This is a genomic window from Pseudarthrobacter sp. B4EP4b (assembly GCF_006680095.1).
In the GTDB taxonomy this organism is placed as follows: domain Bacteria; phylum Actinomycetota; class Actinomycetes; order Actinomycetales; family Micrococcaceae; genus Arthrobacter.
The window spans coordinates 36737-52802 of sequence record NZ_VHIJ01000018.1 but is presented as its reverse complement, the minus strand read 5'-3'; the positions used below and the strand labels follow the sequence as shown (position 1 = coordinate 52802).

The following is a 16066-nucleotide window of genomic DNA, read 5'->3' as shown; positions in this document are numbered from 1 at the left end:
AATTGGAAGCCCTGGCCCCGGCCTTCATCAGGTGGTACGTCCAGCGCCCATTCAATGCAGACATCGGGGAGGTGCTGGAGAGCTTGACAGGCTTCTTCCGCTTCTACCCCGAGCTCAAGGGAACTGGCGCCATTACTGCCCTCGAGCCAGCGGAGGTGACGGCCAAGCTGACGTCGCTCATGACCCATGCCCTTCTCGAAGGCGTCAGGGCCACCTATTCCCTTATGCGGTTCCTGGACTTCCTCCATGATTCCGGCCGTTGGTCCGGCAGCCAGGAATCATTCCAGACAATTCACGGCATCCTGGAGGACATCGGTTCCTCCGAGGTGCGGGTGATAATCCGCCACCGGCCAATTCCAGACCATTTCACCAAAGGAAACGCTGAATAGCTCAGCTCCCCGAGTGCGCCTGCAGGAAGCTGTACACCTCGGTCTCGTCCACGCCCGGGAACGCGCCCGGCGGCATGGCGGCCAGCAGGTGCGAGTGGGCGCGGGCTGACGGCCAGGCGTTCCCCGCCCATTCCGACGTCAAGGACTCAGGCGGGCGCTTGCAGCAGGTGGGATCCGGACAGTTTGACGTAGCCCGCGCCGTCGTCTCCCGCCCGCGGAACCACTTCACGTGCTGGTAAGGAACGCCGATGCTCAACGAAAACTCGCCGCTCGGCGACCGTTCGGTGCGGGCGGTGCACCAGTACGTGCCGGACGGAGTGTCCGTGTACTGGCTGTAAGCGCTGAACTTATCCGGCACGTCGAAGACTGCCCGGGACGTCCAGGCCTTGCAGGACGGCTGCCCCTCGATGGCACCGGTATGGTCCTGAGGAAAGTTCACGCCGTCGTTCTCGTAGGCCTTGTAGATGATCCCGCTCTGGTGCGTCTTCTGGAAATGCGTGGTGATCCCAAGGTGTTTGGTGGCCAGGTTGGTGAACCGGTGCGCCGCGGTTTCGTAGGAAACGGCGAACGCGTCCCGGATGTCCTCCACCGCGATTTCCTTCGCCGTCTTGGCTTTTTGCAAAAATTCCACGGTTGCCTGCTCGGGCAGGAGCAGGGCGGCGGCGAAATAGTTGGTGGCCACCCGCTGGGCGAGGAAATCACCGTAGTTCCGGGGCGTCTCATGGCCCAGGACGTAGTGGCCCAGGGCCTGAAGCAGCACCGAGCGGGGATCGTGGTCCTGCCGCTGGCTCTGCGTCAGGTAAATTCTGCGGTTCTTCAAATCTGTCACTGACCGCGTTGAATGAGGCAGATCGCCCACATGATGCAGGGTAAACCCGAGGTGCGCCGCGATGTCTGCGATCACGTGCTGGCTCAGCGGCCCGGTGGTGTAACCCACCTCTTTGAGGACCTTCTGCGCTTCGGCCTCGTACTCCGGAAAATAGTTGCCCCGCTCCCGCATCATCGCCCGCAGTTCACCGTTGGCACGGCGGGCTTCTTCCGGAGTGGCCACCTGCTCGTTCATCTTGCGTTCCAGCTCCTGCAGCAGCCCCACCTGGGCCTCGAGCACATCCAGCGGAAGCCGCGAGCTGATGCGGATTTTGGGCAGGTTCAGGGATTCATAAAGCGGCCCGCGCTGGTACCGCTCAAGCTCGATTTCCAGGGCCGCCCGGCGGCTGGGAGGTTCGGCCCCCAGCAGCTGGTCAATGCTGACGTTGAGCGCTCCCGCGAGGTGCTGGAGCAGGGTCAGCTTGGGCTCCCGCTTGCCGTTTTCAATCAGGCTGAGTTGGCTGGGCGCGGTGCCGACGGCGGCACTCAGGTCATCGAGCGTGAGCCCGGCTTGTTTGCGCAGATGGCGGACGCGGCGGCCCAAGGCAATCACGTCCAGTTCCGCTGCGGCGGTGGACGGCGGCTGGGAAACGTCCCTGTTCCAGCTTGAAGGTGACATTTCTGAAGAATACGGGAAGAAGTGCATTTCTTTCCATACTTTTTATCTAGAAAGGGGGTTGAAAGTGCTGAAAAGTAGTGACTACGGAAAGAAACACCGCACCGGAAAAGCCGGTGGGAACCTCAACGACGCGGTTCCCACCTACTCCTTCCGGAGCTCAATCAAGGAGATCAACGATGACTGCAGCATTTGAGCCCACCCAGCAGACCGCAGAGCAGCAGGCTGCCGCCCTGGAGCTCGAGTGGGCCGCCAACCCCCGCTGGGAAGGTGTGACCCGGGACTACTCAGCCTCCGACGTCGTCCGCCTCCGCGGCCGCGTCTCCGAAGAACACACCCTGGCCCGCCGCGGTGCCGAGAAGCTGTGGAAGCAACTCACCGAAGAGCACAAGGAAGGCAAATACACCAACGCCTTGGGCGCCCTCACCGGCAACCAGGCAGTCCAGCAGGTCAAAGCCGGACTCCGGGCCATCTACCTTTCCGGCTGGCAGGTCGCCGCGGACGCCAACAACTCCGGCCACACCTACCCGGACCAGTCCCTCTACCCGGCCAACTCCGTCCCCACTGTTGTGCGCCGCATCAACAACGCCCTGCTCCGGGCCGACCAGATCGAGTTCTCCGAGGGCGTCCAGACCGTTGAAGACTGGCTGGTCCCGATCGTCGCCGACGCCGAAGCCGGCTTCGGCGGCCCGCTGAACGCCTACGAACTCATGAAATCCATGATCCAGGCCGGCGCCTCCGGTGTTCACTGGGAAGACCAGCTCGCCTCGGAAAAGAAGTGCGGGCACCTCGGCGGCAAGGTCCTGATCCCCACGCAGCAGCACGTCCGGACCCTGAACGCAGCCCGCTTGGCCGCCGACGTCGCCGGAACCCCCACCGTGGTCATCGCCCGCACCGACGCCGAGGCAGCAACCCTGATCACCTCGGACGTGGACGAGCGCGACCAGGAATTCATCACCGGTGAGCGCACCGCCGAGGGCTTCTACAAGGTCCGCAACGGCATCGAACCCTGCATCGCCCGCGCCAAGGCCTACGCCCCCTACTCGGACCTGATCTGGATGGAAACCGGCACCCCGGACCTGGAACTGGCCCGCAAATTCGCCGAAGCGGTCAAGGCCGAGTTCCCCGACCAGATGCTCTCCTACAACTGCTCACCGTCCTTCAACTGGCGCAAGCACCTGGACGACGCCACCATCGCCAAGTTCCAGCGCGAACTCGGCGCCATGGGCTTCACCTTCCAGTTCATCACCCTGGCCGGCTTCCACGCCCTGAACTACTCGATGTTCGACCTCGCCCACGGCTACGCCCGCGAAGGCATGAGCGCCTACGTCGAACTCCAGGAAAAGGAATTCGCCTCCGAAACCCGCGGCTACACCGCAACCAAGCACCAGCGCGAAGTCGGCACCGGCTACTTCGACACCATCTCCACCGCGCTCAACCCGAACGCATCCACCCTCGCCCTGGTCGGATCGACCGAAGAGGGCCAATTCCACTAGCAACTTACGACGGCGGTAGTGGTTGAGTTCGCCCAAACCCCTCCGCCGGCGAACCGGACGATCCTCGGCGTGCTATTCCCCGCGTCCCGGTGTCCGGCCTCGCTGAGCGAGGCCGGACCGGGACGCAGGGCCCCTTTTACGCACGCTGCCGGATGCCCGGTTCACCGCCCATTCAGGTACGTCACCACCCGCCGTCGAACTTCCCTTTCGTCTTTAAGGAGACTGAAATGAACAGCTTTACTGACAGCTTCACTATTAACGGAATTACCCTGACTGCGCAGCCGATTTGCCGGCAGGACGAGGTTCTTACCCCGGACGCTCTCGAGTTCGTTGCCAGGCTGCACCGGGCTACTGCTGAGCGCCGGCAGGAGCTGTTGCAGGCACGCCGGACCCGGCGGGCTGACATTGCCGGCGGGCAGGATCCGAGATTCCTGCGGGAGACCGAGGACATCCGCAACGACCCGTCCTGGCGGGTCGCTCCCCCGGCGCCGGGGCTGGAGGACCGGCGGGTGGAGATCACCGGCCCGGTGGACAAGAAGATGACCATCAACGCCCTGAACTCCGGCGCGAAGGTGTGGCTGGCTGACATGGAGGACTCCTCCACCCCCACCTGGCGCAACGTGATCAAGGGCCAACTGAACCTCACCGACGCCCTGGAGCGCCGGATCGATTTCACCAGCCCGGAGGGCAAGGAGTACAAGCTCCGCCGCGCCGGCGAGCTGCCCACCATCGTGGTCCGACCCCGCGGCTGGCACCTGCCCGAAAAGCACATGATCATCGACGGCGCCCCGATCGCCGGCGGCATCGTGGACTTCGGCCTGTTCTTCTTCCACAACGCCCGCCGCCTCCTGGCCCAGGGCAAGGGCCCGTACTTCTACCTGCCTAAGATCGAGAACCACCTCGAAGCCCGGCTCTGGAACGACATCTTCATCCTCGCCCAGGACCTGCTCGGCATCCCGCAGGGCACCATCCGCGCCACCGTGCTGATCGAAACCATCACCGCAGCCTTCGAAATGGAAGAAATCCTCTACGAACTGCGCGACCACGCCTCCGGCCTGAACGCCGGCCGCTGGGACTACATTTTCTCCCTGATCAAGAACTTCCGTACCCGCGGCCCCCGCTTCGTCCTCCCGGACCGCGGCCAGGTGACCATGACCGCACCGTTCATGCGCGCCTACACCGAACAGCTCGTCCGGGCCTGCCACAAACGCGGCGCCATGGCCATCGGCGGCATGGCAGCGGCCGTTCCCAACCGCAAGGACCCCGAAGCCAACGCCAACGCCTTCGAGAAGGTCCGCGCGGACAAGACCCGCGAGGCCAACGACGGGTTCGACGGCTCCTGGGTGGCCCACCCCGACCTCGTTCCGGTCTGCCGCGAGGTGTTCGACTCCATCCTGGGCGAGAAGCCCAACCAGCTGGACCGCATCCGCGAGGACGTCACCCCGGACGACCGGGCCCTGATCAACGTGGCCGCCACCCAGGGCACCATCACCGAACAGGGCATCCGGAACAACATCGAAGTCGGGATCCGCTACATCGAATCCTGGCTCCGCGGCAACGGTGCAGTGGCCATCCACAACCTCATGGAAGACGCCGCCACCGCCGAAATCTCCCGCTCCCAGCTCTGGCAGTGGATCTACGCCCGGGCCATCACCGACCACGGCGAAATCATCACCCACCACTGGATCGAGGAACTCCTCGACGAAGAATTCGCCCGGCTCGAACGCTTCGACGGCGACCGCTTCGAAGACGCCCGCGACATCTTCGAAGAAGTCACCCTCGGCCACGACTTCCCGACCTTCCTCACCCTCCCCGCCTACGCCCGCTACCTCACCGAAGCGCGTGAAAAGGCAACTGTGGAGGAGCTGGCCGCGGCCTGAGTGGCAAGCAAGGAAACAAGACTTCCGTCTGCCGGGCCGGCACGCCCTTCGCAACAGGCCCCTCCGAAATCCGGAGGGCCGACCCGGCGACGGAGCATATTTAGGCGAGTCCGGCGCCGGAAGGCCCTACCCGCCGCGGCACCCCGGACGCTCTCTCACTTAACGCAAGAAATCCAAGGACGCTCTCTCACTTTCCAGAAGAAAGTGAGAGAGCGTCCGCGGTTAAGCAGCATTAAGTGAGAGAGCGTCCGGGGACGGCGAAGGGCGTACGACGGCGGCGTGTCCGGCTCAGCGCCCCTTCGGCACCCGCCGTACGGAGAGGGTGGACGCGACGAAGAACGTCAGCACCGATGCCAGGATGACCAGCAGGGCCGGTGTCCAGGAACCCGAGACGTCGTGCACATAACCCACCAGCGGAGGAGCCACGGCACCGAAGCAGTAGCCCAGCCCCTGGACGGTGGCGGACATCCGGCCGGCGGCAACCTGGTCCCGGGCGAGCTTGATGATGGCGATGAAGATCAGGGTTATTCCCCCGCCCTGGGCCACGCCGCCAAAAACGGACCACAGCCACCAGAGCTCGGGTACCAGCAGGAGGCCCGCGGGGACGGACGTCCACAACACACCCAACGTGACCGCCGCCGTCGTCGTACTGAAATACTTGGCCGCAAACGGCACGCCCAGGCCGCCCACAATGGCGAACACCTGGAACAGCGAGGAGCCTGCGCCCGCACCCGAAGCGGACATGCCGAGTTCGTCGTTAAGGTAGCTGGGCAGCCACGCCGTGACGGCGTAATAGGAGAACGCCTGGCCGGCGAACCCTGCAGTAAGCCCGGCCGTGGTCCACGCCGAACCGGCCACAGCCGCCGGCCGCTGCCCGTCCGGCACGGGAGCTGCGGAGGGCACAAAGGCTGCACGGAATCCGATGGCGAGCACCCAGCACACGATGGCCGCTACCGCCAGGAGCGCGGTGGACGCGAGCGCGAGCTGCCAGCCCGCGAGTTCGGCCAGCGGCGCCGTGACCATCGAGGTCAGGAAGGATCCGACATTCAGCGCGGCGGTGTAGACCCCCATCGCGGTGCCCTGCCGCAGCGGCGGGAAGTCGCGGCGGATGATGAGGGGCGCGGCGATGTTGCCGATAGTGATGGCCAAGCCGATCACCACAGTCCCGGCCAGCACCAGCGCCGGACCGCCGGCAGACCGGATGATGACGCCGGCGAGCACTCCCAGGATGGTCAGGGTCACGGCAAGTTCCGCACCGTACCCGCGGGCCACCAGCGAGGCCAGGGGTGCCGCCAGCGCGAAGCAGAGGACCGGAATACTGGTGAGCAGGCCCAGCACCACCGGTGAGAACCCAAGGTCCGCCTGCATCACGTCCACCACAGGGGCAACGGCCACGAACGGGCCCCGCAGGTTCAGTGCCAGCAGCCCGATACAGGCCAGCAGGATCCAGGTCCGCGGGATCCGGGCCAGGAAAGGGGCGCTCACCAGCTGGGCGTGGGGGTTGGAACTTTTTTCATCACCCTCATTGCTATCACGGGCATAAGGCGGGCCAGTCCCCTACTGCCGCGCCGTCCTGCCATACGATGAACATCACTGCCGCAGACTCCGGGACGAAGGACACAGACATGCAGCACCGGCTTGCCATCCTTGACGACTACCAGGGCGTGGCCGACGCCTTCGCCGACTGGTCCTCCCTTGCGGCCGACGGCGTTGCGGTCACCACGTACCGCGAGCCGTTCAGTTCGCCGGATGCACTGGAGTCCGCCCTCGCCGACGCGACGATCATCATTGCGATGCGGGAGCGGACAGCCTTTCCCCGTGAGGTGCTGGAGAAACTCCCCGCCCTTCGGCTCCTGGTCACCACGGGAATGGCCAACGCGTCCATCGACGTGGCCGCCGCTGCCGACCTCGGCATCACGGTCTGCGGCACCCCCGGGTCCCCCACCGCCGCACCGGAACTCACGTGGGCCCTGCTCCTGGCCATCGCCCGCAACATCCCCGCCGAGGACAGTTCGCTGCGCGTCGGGTCGTGGCAACACACAGTGGGGTTCGAACTTGCGGGCAAAACGCTCGGCGTGGTGGGCCTGGGCAAGATCGGCCGCAGGATTGCCAGCTACGGCCAGGCCTTCGGCATGGACGTGCTCGCATGGAGCCAGAACCTCACGGATGAGGCCGCCGCCGAGGAAGGAGTGCGGAAGGTGTCCAAGGAGGAGCTCTTCCGGAATTCCGACGTCGCCACCCTCCACCTGCGCCTGTCTCCCCGTTCGGAAGGCATAGTGGGCGAACCGGAGCTGAGGCTGCTGGGCCCCGACGGGATCCTGGTGAACACTGCCCGCGGCCCGCTGGTGGACCAGGACGCGCTCGTCCGTGCGCTGGCCGAAGGCTGGATCGCAGGGGCCGCGGTGGACGTCTTCGACCACGAACCCCTCCCGGCAGGCCACCCCCTCCTCAGTGCTCCCAACACTGTGCTGTCCCCGCACCTGGGGTATGTGACTCGGGAGAGCTACCGGCAGTTCTACGGCGGGGCGCTGGAGGACGTTAAGGCCTGGCTTGCAGGGTCGCCCGTGCGCCTGATTTCAGCCTAGGGCTGCCGGTCCTCAGCCCGAGGCAGCCAGACGCAACCAGGGAATTCCGGGGGAGGCTAACCCGCTGCCTGAAGGGTTGCCTCCACGGCAGCCGGGGACAACACATGCTGCGTGACCATCTGGCTGGCGCCCAAAATGGCAGCCCTGTCTCCGGCCATCGACAGGGAAATCCTCAGGTGGGCTGTGGCCAGGGGCAACGAGCGCCGATACACCACTTCGCGCACCCCGGCCATGAGGTGCTCCCCTGCCTGGCCCAGGCTCCCGCCAATCACAATGACGGACGGGTTGAGCAGGTTGACCACTGTGGCCAGGACGTCCCCCACGTCCCGTCCGGCCTGGCGCAGCACCTGGATGGCCTGCAGATTTCCCTGCGCCACGAGCCGCAGCACGTCACTGCCCTTCGCAGCCGGCACTCCCTGCCGGTCCAGTTCCGCCGCCAGGGCCGGGCCGGATGCCAAAGCCTCCAGGCAGCCGTAGTTGCCGCACCGGCAGAGCACGTCGTCCCCGCGCGGGACCCGCACATGGCCAAGGTCCCCAGCAGTACCGTTGGCGCCGCGCTGCAGCATCCCGCTGCTGATGATTCCGGACCCCACTCCCGTGGCCACTTTAATGAACAGGAAGTTGTCGTGTTCCGCCCAGTGCGCGGTCCGCTCCCCCAGCGCCATGATGTTTACGTCGTTGTCCACCAGCACCGGAACCGGCAGCGAGCGCTGAACGTAGGCAACGACGTCGAACCCGTCCCAGCCCGGCATGATGGGCGGCTTCACCGGCCGCCCGGTGGCGTGCTCCACGGGCCCCGGCAGGCCGATGCCCACTCCGGCCACATCTCCCACAGTCCGTCCTGCAGCGGCCAGGAGGGACACGCCTTCCGTGACCACCTTGCCCAGCACGGCGTCCGGCCCGGCCGCCACGTCCTGCGCCAGGCGCTGCTCGGCCAGGACTTCGCCATTGAGGTCCGTGACGGCGACGATCACATGTGTGGCGCCAACGTCCACGGCCAACACCACGCGTACGGCCGGATTAAAGGCAAAGCGCGACGGCGGCCTGCCGCCGCTTGAGCTGGCCTCCCCCGCAGGGCCCACCAGGCCGGACGCGATCAGGGCATCGATCCGGGACGCCACGGTGGACCGGGCCAGCCCGGTGGTCATGGCCAGTTCGGCGCGGGTGCGGGCCTTGCCGTCGCGCAGGAGCTGGAACAGCACGCCGGCTCCGCCCTGGGCCAAGGCAAGCTCCGGTATGGCGCTGCCTCCCGCTGTCTTGGTCATAGGACATGGATAGCACGGCTACTTCTGTATGTCACGCCCGCAACTTTTGCTTGACTCGCAGCAAAAGCCATCCTAGCGTTGCAGTAGCCGAAGAATTGTGGCGGGGCGCACTCCCGCCAGAAACCGGATACAGCTCCGCGCCCGGAACCACGCCCAGAAACCAGGAGACACGATGTCCTACTCGCTCCAGCTCTACACCCTGCGGAACGCCATCCAAGAGGATCTTGCGGGGACCATCCGGAAGGTCGCGGAGATTGGTTTCACCCAGGTGGAGCCCTACAACTTCGTCGCCACCGCAAAGGAACTCGGTGCGGCGCTGCGGGAGAACGGGCTGACGGCCCCGTCCGGCCATGCCCCGCTGCTGAGCCAGGACCAGGACGAGATCTTCGCCGCCGCCAAGGAACTGGGCATCACCACTGTCATCGATCCATTCATCCCCGCAGACCGCTGGCAGAGCGCGGAGGACGTGCAGGCCACCGCGGCGCGGCTGAACGAGGCGGCAAAGAAGGGCGCCTCGTACGGCATCCGGGTGGGGTACCACAACCACCAGTGGGAGCTGGAGTCCATCATTGAGGGACGCACGGCGCTGGAGTACTTCGCCGACCTGCTGGACCCCGAGCTGGTCCTCGAGGTGGACACGTACTGGGTGGCTGTCGGCGGCCAGGACCCGGTCGACATCCTGGGCAAGCTCGGAAACCGGGTGAAGTTCATCCACATCAAGGACGGTCCCCTGACTACCGACACCAAGGCACAGCTTCCGGCGGGCCAGGGCAAGGTGGCCGTGCTGGACGTCATCGCAGCGGCCGCGTCACTGGAAGTTGGTGTGGTGGAATTTGACGACTACGAGGGCGACATCTTCGAGGGCATCAGCCAGAGCCTGGACTTCCTGACCGCATCAGGCGAAGGAATCAAGGCATGAGCACCCCCGCACCATCCACCGGCAAAGGCCCGGTGGGCGTCGCCGTCATCGGCGCCGGAAACATCAGCAAGCAGTACCTGGACAATCTCACCGTGTTCCCCGACCTCAAGGTGCACGTCATCGCGGACCTGTTCGAGGACGCGGCCCAGGCACGGGCGAAGGAATACGGCATCCCCGAGTGGGGCGGGGTGGACAAGGCCCTGAACCACCCGGACGTGGACATCATCGTCAACCTGACCATCCCGGCAGCCCACGTGGAGGTGGCCACTGCCGCCGTCAACGCCGGCAAGCACGTCTGGACCGAAAAGCCCTTCTCCCTGGACCGCGAATCCGGCATTGGCCTGCTCAAAACCGCTGACGCTGCCGGGCTCCGGCTGGGCTGCGCGCCGGACACCTTCCTTGGCGCAGGGTTGCAGACGGCACTGCGGATCATCCAGCGCGGCGATATCGGCGCCCCGCTGACGGCCATGACCACGTTCCAGACCCCCGGCCCGGAATCATGGCACCCCAACCCGGCCTTCCTCTTCCAGCACGGCGCCGGCCCGCTGTTCGACATGGGCCCGTACTACCTCACCACCCTGGTCCAGGCCTTCGGCTCCATCCGCAAGGTGGCCGCCGTCGGCTCCAAAGCCAAGGACGTCCGCGTCATCGGCTCCGGCCCCAAAGCCGGGCAGGAATTCACCGTGGACGTCCCCACGCACGTGTCCGCCATGGCCCAGTTCGAGTCCGGCGCCTCCTCCCACAGCGTGTTCTCCTTCGAATCCCCCCGGACCCGGATGGGCTTCGTGGAAATCACCGGCACCGAGGCCACCATCTCGCTGCCGGACCCCAACGTTTTCGACGGCAACATCAAACTCTGGCGCGCAGGCGACCAAGACTGGACCACCATCGAGTCCACCGGCCCGGCCAACGGCCGCGGCCTCGGCGTCCTGGACATGACCCGCTCCATCCGCGCCGGCGTCCCCCACCGCGCCACCGGCGACCTGGCCTACCACGTCCTGGACGCGATGGTCTCCATCAACGAGTCGATGCAGTCCGGCACCTTCGTGGACGTGGAGAGCAACGCCCCCTCATCCCAGCCCATCCCCGAGGACTGGGCCCCCGAAACCTTGACGCTGGGAGAAAGCGCATGAGCAACCAGACACACCAGAGCGCCCTGGGCGTGGCGATGATCGGCTACGCCTTTATGGGCAAGGCACACTCCAACGCCTGGCGGAACGTGGCCAGCTACTTCGACGTCCCGGCGTTTGAGCAGAAGGTCCTTGTGGGCCGGGACGCCGCCGCCGTTGCCGAAGCCGCCGCGAAGTACGGGTGGCAGGAAACGGCCACGGACTGGCGCACGGTCATCGACCGGGACGATATCCACATCGTCGATATCTGTGCGCCGGGCTGGATGCATGCGGAAATCGCCATCGCCGCCCTCGAAGCCGGCAAGCACGTGCTGCTGGAGAAGCCGCTGGCCAACACCCTGGCCGAAGCCGAAGCCATCACCGCCGCGGCCCAGGCTGCCAGGGCGAAGGGTGTGCAGTCGATGGTGGGCTTCAACTACCGCCGCGTCCCGGCCCTGGCCCTGGCGAAGGAACTGGTGAGCGAGGGCAGGCTGGGGGCGATCCGGCAAGTCCGCGCCGCCTACCTCCAGGACTGGCTCGCCGACGAAACAGCACCAATGACCTGGCGGCTGAAGAAGGAGACGGCCGGTTCCGGCGCATTGGGAGACATCGCGTCCCACGCCATCGACCAGGTCCTCTTCCTGCTCGGCGACCGGGTTACCGAAGTCTCGGGCCGCCTGCAGACATTCGTGGACCGGCGGCCCGGTACCGAAGGACTGGAAGATGTCACGGTCGACGACGCCGCCTGGGCAACACTGCACCTCGCCTCCGGAGCAATCGCCTCCGTGGAGGCCTCCCGGGTTGCCACGGGCCGGAAGAACTCCCTGCAGATCGAGATCTACGGCGACAAGGGCGCCCTCCGCTTCGACCTGGAGAACCTCAACGAGCTCCAGTTCCTGGACGCCACAGCGCCTGCGCGTGAGCGGGGCTTCCGCCGGATCGTGGTCACCGAACCGGAGCACCCGTACCTGGACGCCTGGTGGCCCCAGGGCCACATCATCGGCTGGGAGCACACCTTCACGCACGAAGTCCGCGACCTCCTGCTGGCCATCGACGGCGGAACCCCGCCTTCGCCGTCGTTCGAGGACGGCCTGGAAGTCCAGCGCATCCTGGCCGCTGTGGAGGAATCCGCCGCTGCCAAGAGTGCCCTCGTCCAACTGTCCACCGAAGGAGCCTGACATGTCCCGCCCGTACACCCTGTTCACCGGCCAGTGGGCCGACCTGCCCTTCGAAGAAGTCGCGCGCCTGGCGTCCGGCTGGGGCTACGACGGCCTGGAAATCGCCGTCTCCGGCGACCACCTGGACGCCTGGCGCTGGGACGAACCCGGCTACGTCGAATCCAAACTCGCCGTGTTGGACAAGTACAACCTCAAGGTCTGGGCCATCTCCAACCACCTCAAAGGCCAGGCCGTCTGCGATGACCCCATCGACTTCCGCCACGAAGCCATCGTCGGCGCCAAAGTCTGGGGCGACGGCGACCCCGAAGGCGTCCGCACCCGCGCCGCCGAGGAAATGAAACACACCGCCCGGCTCGCCAAGGCACTGGGCGTGGACACCGTCGTCGGGTTCACCGGCTCCTCCATCTGGCAGTACGTGGCCATGTTCCCGCCCGTCCCCGACAAGGTCATCGACGCCGGCTACCAGGACTTCGCCGACCGCTGGAACCCCATCCTCGACGTCTTTGACGAATGCGGCGTCCGCTTCGCCCACGAAGTCCACCCCTCCGAAATCGCCTACGACTACTGGACCACCGTCCGCACCCTCGAAGCGATCAACCACCGCCCCGCCTTCGGCCTGAACTGGGACCCGTCGCACATGATGTGGCAGGGCATCGACCCCGTCTCCTTCATCTGGGACTTCAAGGACCGGATCTACCACGTGGACTGCAAGGACACCAAGGTCCGCCAGACCGGCCGCAACACGGTCCTGGGCTCCCACCTGGCCTGGGGCGACCCGCGCCGCGGCTGGGACTTCGTCTCCGCAGGCCGCGGCGACGTCCCCTGGGAAGCGTCCTTCCGCGCCCTGTCCGCCATCGGCTACACCGGACCCATCTCCGTCGAATGGGAAGACGCAGGCATGGACCGCCTCCACGGCGCCCCCGAAGCCCTCGCCGCCCTCAAAAAGTTCGACTTCCCGCCCTCGAACACCTCCTTCGACGCCGCCTTCAAGCAGTGACACGAGGGCGAACGTAGAATCCCTGCATGCCGCATTCCATCCGCACAGCAACAACGGACGACGCCGGGGCGCTGGCTGCCCTGGCGGCCGTCACCTTTCCGCTGGCGTGCCCGCCGTCGGCCTCGCCTGAGGACATTGCCGCCCACCTGGCGAACACGCTTAGCGAACGGCACTTCCAGGCGTACCTCGCCGACCCCGAGGTGACGGTCCTGGTGATCGATGCCGACGGCGGCCTGCGCGGCTACAGCCTGCTGGTGAACCGTCCGGCTACAGACCCGGACGTTGTTGCCGCCCTGAACGTCCTGCCGTCCGTGGAATTGAGCAAGTGTTATGTGCACCCGGAACACCACGGGCTCGGTGCCGCCGCCGAACTGATGCATGCCAGCCTGGCGGCGGCAGCCGAAGCCGGCGGGAAAGGCGTCTGGCTGGGAGTCAACAGCCAGAACGCCCGGGCCATCCGCTTCTATGAGAAGTCAGGGTTCCGGAAAGTCGGCGCAAAATCGTTCCGGCTGGGCAGCACCGTGGAGCATGACTTTGTGCTGGAGCGCGCGGTTCCCTGACGTTGCTGCGGCGTTGTGGGGTGCGCGGCCAGCACGGCGTTGTCACACGGGTTGATGGGCATTGGGCGCGTAGGCCAGGGGCGGACGCGGTTCGGACAAGAGCTTCAGGCCCGGGGGAAGCCCGTCAATGCTGCCGCCGGTCCCGTGGGCCCTGATGGTGATCCGGGAGGTGTCGATCAGGACGTTGGCAGCCTGGAAGTCGCCCATATCGTCCGGGAGGATCGGCGCCAGGTGCACCACTCCGTGGGTGTAGACGGGGTCGAAGCGGAGCAGCACGCGCATCAGCTGCACCGGCGCTGCCGCAGCCCACGCCTGGGGGGAGCATGCGGTGGGGTAGGGCACAGGTCCTGCGAACTCGCCGCGGTCAAAACCGCAAAATAGTTCCGGCAGCCGGCCGTCAAAATGTTCGGCTGCGTCAATGAGGCCGGAGGCAACCCGCCGGGCCTCCTCAACGAATCCGTACCGCATCAGCCCTGTTGCCACCAGGGCTGAATCGTGCGGCCAAACGGACCCGTTGTGATAACTCACGGGGTTGTAGGCGCCCATGTCCGAGCCCAGGGTGCGGATGCCCCAGCCGGTGAACATCTGGGGCGACATCAGATTCTCCACCACGGAGGGCGCCTTGTCCTCGTCCACGATGCCCGTCCAGAGGCAATGACCCATGTTCGAGGTACAGGCATCCACCGGCCGCTTGTCCTTGTCCAGTGCCACCGCAAAATAGCCCTTGTCCGGCAGCCAGAACTTCTCGTTGAAGGCAGTTTTCAGGGCGGCGGCCTTGTCTGCCCAATGCTGTTCCAGGTCCCCGTCGCCGTCCCAGCGCGCCAGTAGGGACCTGCCGATATAGGCGGAGTAGACGTAGGCCTGCACTTCACACAGGGCGATGGGGGCTTCTGCGATGGTGCCGTCAGCAAAGTTGATGCCGTCCCAGGAGTCCTTCCAGCCTTGGTTGACCAGCCCGTGGTCGTTAGGCCTCTGGTACTCCACAAATCCGTCGCCGTCACGGTCACCGTACTTCTCAATCCAGTCCAGGGCACGGTCGGCGTGCGGAAGGAGCGGGTGGATGATCTCGCGCGAGAGGCCCCAGCGGCTCAGCTCGCCCAGGAGGCCAACGAACAGCGGGGTGGCGTCGGCTGTGCCGTAATAGGCTGCGCCGCCCAGTGACAGCCCGGCAGTAACACCCAACCTCACCTCGTGCGGGATGCGTCCCGGTTCTTCCTCGGAGTCCGGATCCACCTTGGTTCCCTGCAGCCCGGCCAGGGTCTGCAGAGTCCCCGCCGCCAATTTCGGGCTTACCAGCAAACTCATGTAGGACGAGAGCAGCGAGTCCCGGCCGAACAGGGCCATAAACCACGGCGCCCCGGCTGCCACCGCAGCCCGGCCGGGATGGTGCTCGTCAAAGATCCGCAGTGAGCCCAGGTCGCTCTGGCTGCGGTTCAGTACCTGCTGCAGGTTGCTGTCGGCCACGGTGACCTGGGGGACGTTTTCCTCCCAGGCCCGGTGCCGGCGTACCCCTTCGCGGTGGCGTGGAAGCCGCTCTTCGGTGAAAGGATCGGCAGGTGCCTGTCCGTTGACGAGTGGCACCACAATCACACTGGTGGCCCATTTGCCCCGGGCCGGGACTGTGGCGCGGAAACGGAGCCCGTCCGTGCCGGCCTTCGCACCAGCTGCCCTGATGGAAGTCCCCCGCCGCTGTCCGTGGCGTGCGGCTTCGATGACCAGGCTGCCGTCCACCACTTCGCGGGTGGCCTCGGCACCCTGGGTGGTGCGGCCGCCCTTGACGTCGAAGAGATCTGCCTGGTCGGCGTCGATCAGGAGTTCGATGTCGCAGTCCACCGGCTCCGCGGAATAGTTTTCGAGGGTGATGTCGTCCTGGAGACCCGGACCGATGTGGCGGACCTGGCGGACAACCAACGGGCTGTCGAACCTGCCGTCCGGCCATTTGGCCCTGCCCACAAAGGTGGCTCCGAAGGGCTGCGGCCTCTGGGCGACCAGGGGTTCGCGGAGGGATCCGTTGATCCGGAGGATCCAGCGGGAGATAATCCGGGTGTCCTGGAAGAAGGCCCCGTTCGCACCAGCATCGGAACTGATGTCACCCGTTTCGGACGAGATGCAGAACGAGGACCCCTCCACTACAGTGACCGACCCTGACTCCGATGCGCCGGCCTCAGTATCGGCGTTCCATGCGGTCATGGAAGCACTCCTTCG

14 protein-coding genes are annotated in these 16066 nt (G+C 66.1%); 10 read left to right on the top strand and 4 right to left on the bottom strand.

From position 1 onward, the window contains the following. Positions 1-83 precede the first annotated feature (83 nt). Positions 84-389: a hypothetical protein gene (locus tag FNL14_RS06690; RefSeq protein WP_142058696.1), complete on the top strand. Its 306-nt coding sequence runs from the start codon at positions 84-86 to the stop codon at positions 387-389. Between the two features lies 1 nt (position 390). Here FNL14_RS06690 and FNL14_RS06685 read toward each other — a convergent pair whose 3' ends face one another. Further along, the gene (locus FNL14_RS06685) at positions 391-1902 is read right to left on the bottom strand and encodes a helix-turn-helix transcriptional regulator (RefSeq protein WP_142058694.1); all 1512 of its coding nucleotides are present in this window, start codon (positions 1900-1902) and stop codon (positions 391-393) included. Between the two features lie 37 nt (positions 1903-1939). Between FNL14_RS06685 and FNL14_RS23600 the strand changes: the two genes are divergently transcribed. From FNL14_RS23600 to aceB, 3 genes are all read left to right on the top strand, one after another. Continuing rightward, entirely contained in the window at positions 1940-2068 is a 129-nt protein-coding gene (locus FNL14_RS23600; RefSeq protein ID WP_255470728.1) for a hypothetical protein, read from the top strand. Continuing rightward, positions 2052-3368: an isocitrate lyase gene (gene aceA / locus FNL14_RS06680; protein WP_142058692.1), complete on the top strand. Its 1317-nt coding sequence runs from the start codon at positions 2052-2054 to the stop codon at positions 3366-3368. Before FNL14_RS23600 ends, aceA begins: the two co-directional genes overlap by 17 nt. 227 nt (positions 3369-3595) lie before the next feature. Then, the gene (gene aceB / locus FNL14_RS06675) at positions 3596-5248 is read left to right on the top strand and encodes a malate synthase A (protein ID WP_142058690.1); all 1653 of its coding nucleotides are present in this window, start codon (positions 3596-3598) and stop codon (positions 5246-5248) included. Positions 5249-5536: 288 nt separating this feature from the next. Here the strand turns inward: aceB and FNL14_RS06670 are convergent, their stop codons facing one another. Beyond that, on the bottom strand, positions 5537-6733 hold the full coding sequence (locus FNL14_RS06670; RefSeq protein ID WP_142058688.1) for a CynX/NimT family MFS transporter: 1197 nt from the start codon (positions 6731-6733) through the stop codon (positions 5537-5539). Positions 6734-6873: 140 nt separating this feature from the next. On the opposite strand from FNL14_RS06670, the gene FNL14_RS06665 reads away from it, so the two are divergent. Beyond that, positions 6874-7833 carry a D-2-hydroxyacid dehydrogenase family protein gene (locus FNL14_RS06665; protein WP_142058686.1) on the top strand — a complete coding sequence of 320 codons (960 nt, stop codon included), beginning with the start codon at positions 6874-6876 and terminating at the stop codon, positions 7831-7833. Between the two features lie 56 nt (positions 7834-7889). Here FNL14_RS06665 and FNL14_RS06660 read toward each other — a convergent pair whose 3' ends face one another. Continuing rightward, positions 7890-9098, bottom strand: coding sequence for an ROK family transcriptional regulator (locus FNL14_RS06660; protein WP_142058684.1), 1209 nt, complete (start codon positions 9096-9098; stop codon positions 7890-7892). Positions 9099-9270: 172 nt separating this feature from the next. Here FNL14_RS06660 and FNL14_RS06655 point away from each other — a divergent pair, with 172 nt between their 5' ends. The 5 genes from FNL14_RS06655 to FNL14_RS06635 are packed head-to-tail and all read left to right on the top strand — an operon-like array spanning position 9271 to position 13861. Continuing rightward, positions 9271-10017, top strand: coding sequence for a sugar phosphate isomerase/epimerase (locus FNL14_RS06655; RefSeq protein ID WP_142058682.1), 747 nt, complete (start codon positions 9271-9273; stop codon positions 10015-10017). Further along, complete coding sequence (locus FNL14_RS06650) at positions 10014-11150, top strand: Gfo/Idh/MocA family protein (RefSeq protein ID WP_142058680.1); 1137 nt, start codon at positions 10014-10016, stop codon at positions 11148-11150. The genes FNL14_RS06655 and FNL14_RS06650 overlap by 4 nt, the downstream gene beginning before the upstream one ends. Further along, positions 11147-12304: a Gfo/Idh/MocA family protein gene (locus FNL14_RS06645; RefSeq protein WP_142058678.1), complete on the top strand. Its 1158-nt coding sequence runs from the start codon at positions 11147-11149 to the stop codon at positions 12302-12304. Before FNL14_RS06650 ends, FNL14_RS06645 begins: the two co-directional genes overlap by 4 nt. A 1-nt stretch (position 12305) precedes the next feature. Further along, positions 12306-13301: a sugar phosphate isomerase/epimerase gene (locus tag FNL14_RS06640; RefSeq protein ID WP_142058676.1), complete on the top strand. Its 996-nt coding sequence runs from the start codon at positions 12306-12308 to the stop codon at positions 13299-13301. A 26-nt stretch (positions 13302-13327) separates the two neighbouring features. Then, positions 13328-13861: a GNAT family N-acetyltransferase gene (locus FNL14_RS06635; RefSeq protein WP_142058674.1), complete on the top strand. Its 534-nt coding sequence runs from the start codon at positions 13328-13330 to the stop codon at positions 13859-13861. A 42-nt stretch (positions 13862-13903) separates the two neighbouring features. On the opposite strand, the gene FNL14_RS06630 is transcribed toward FNL14_RS06635, so the two are convergent. After that, positions 13904-16051 (bottom strand): glycogen debranching N-terminal domain-containing protein, encoded by a 2148-nt coding sequence (locus FNL14_RS06630; protein ID WP_142058672.1) that lies wholly within the window; start codon positions 16049-16051, stop codon positions 13904-13906. Positions 16052-16066: the final 15 nt, after the last annotated feature.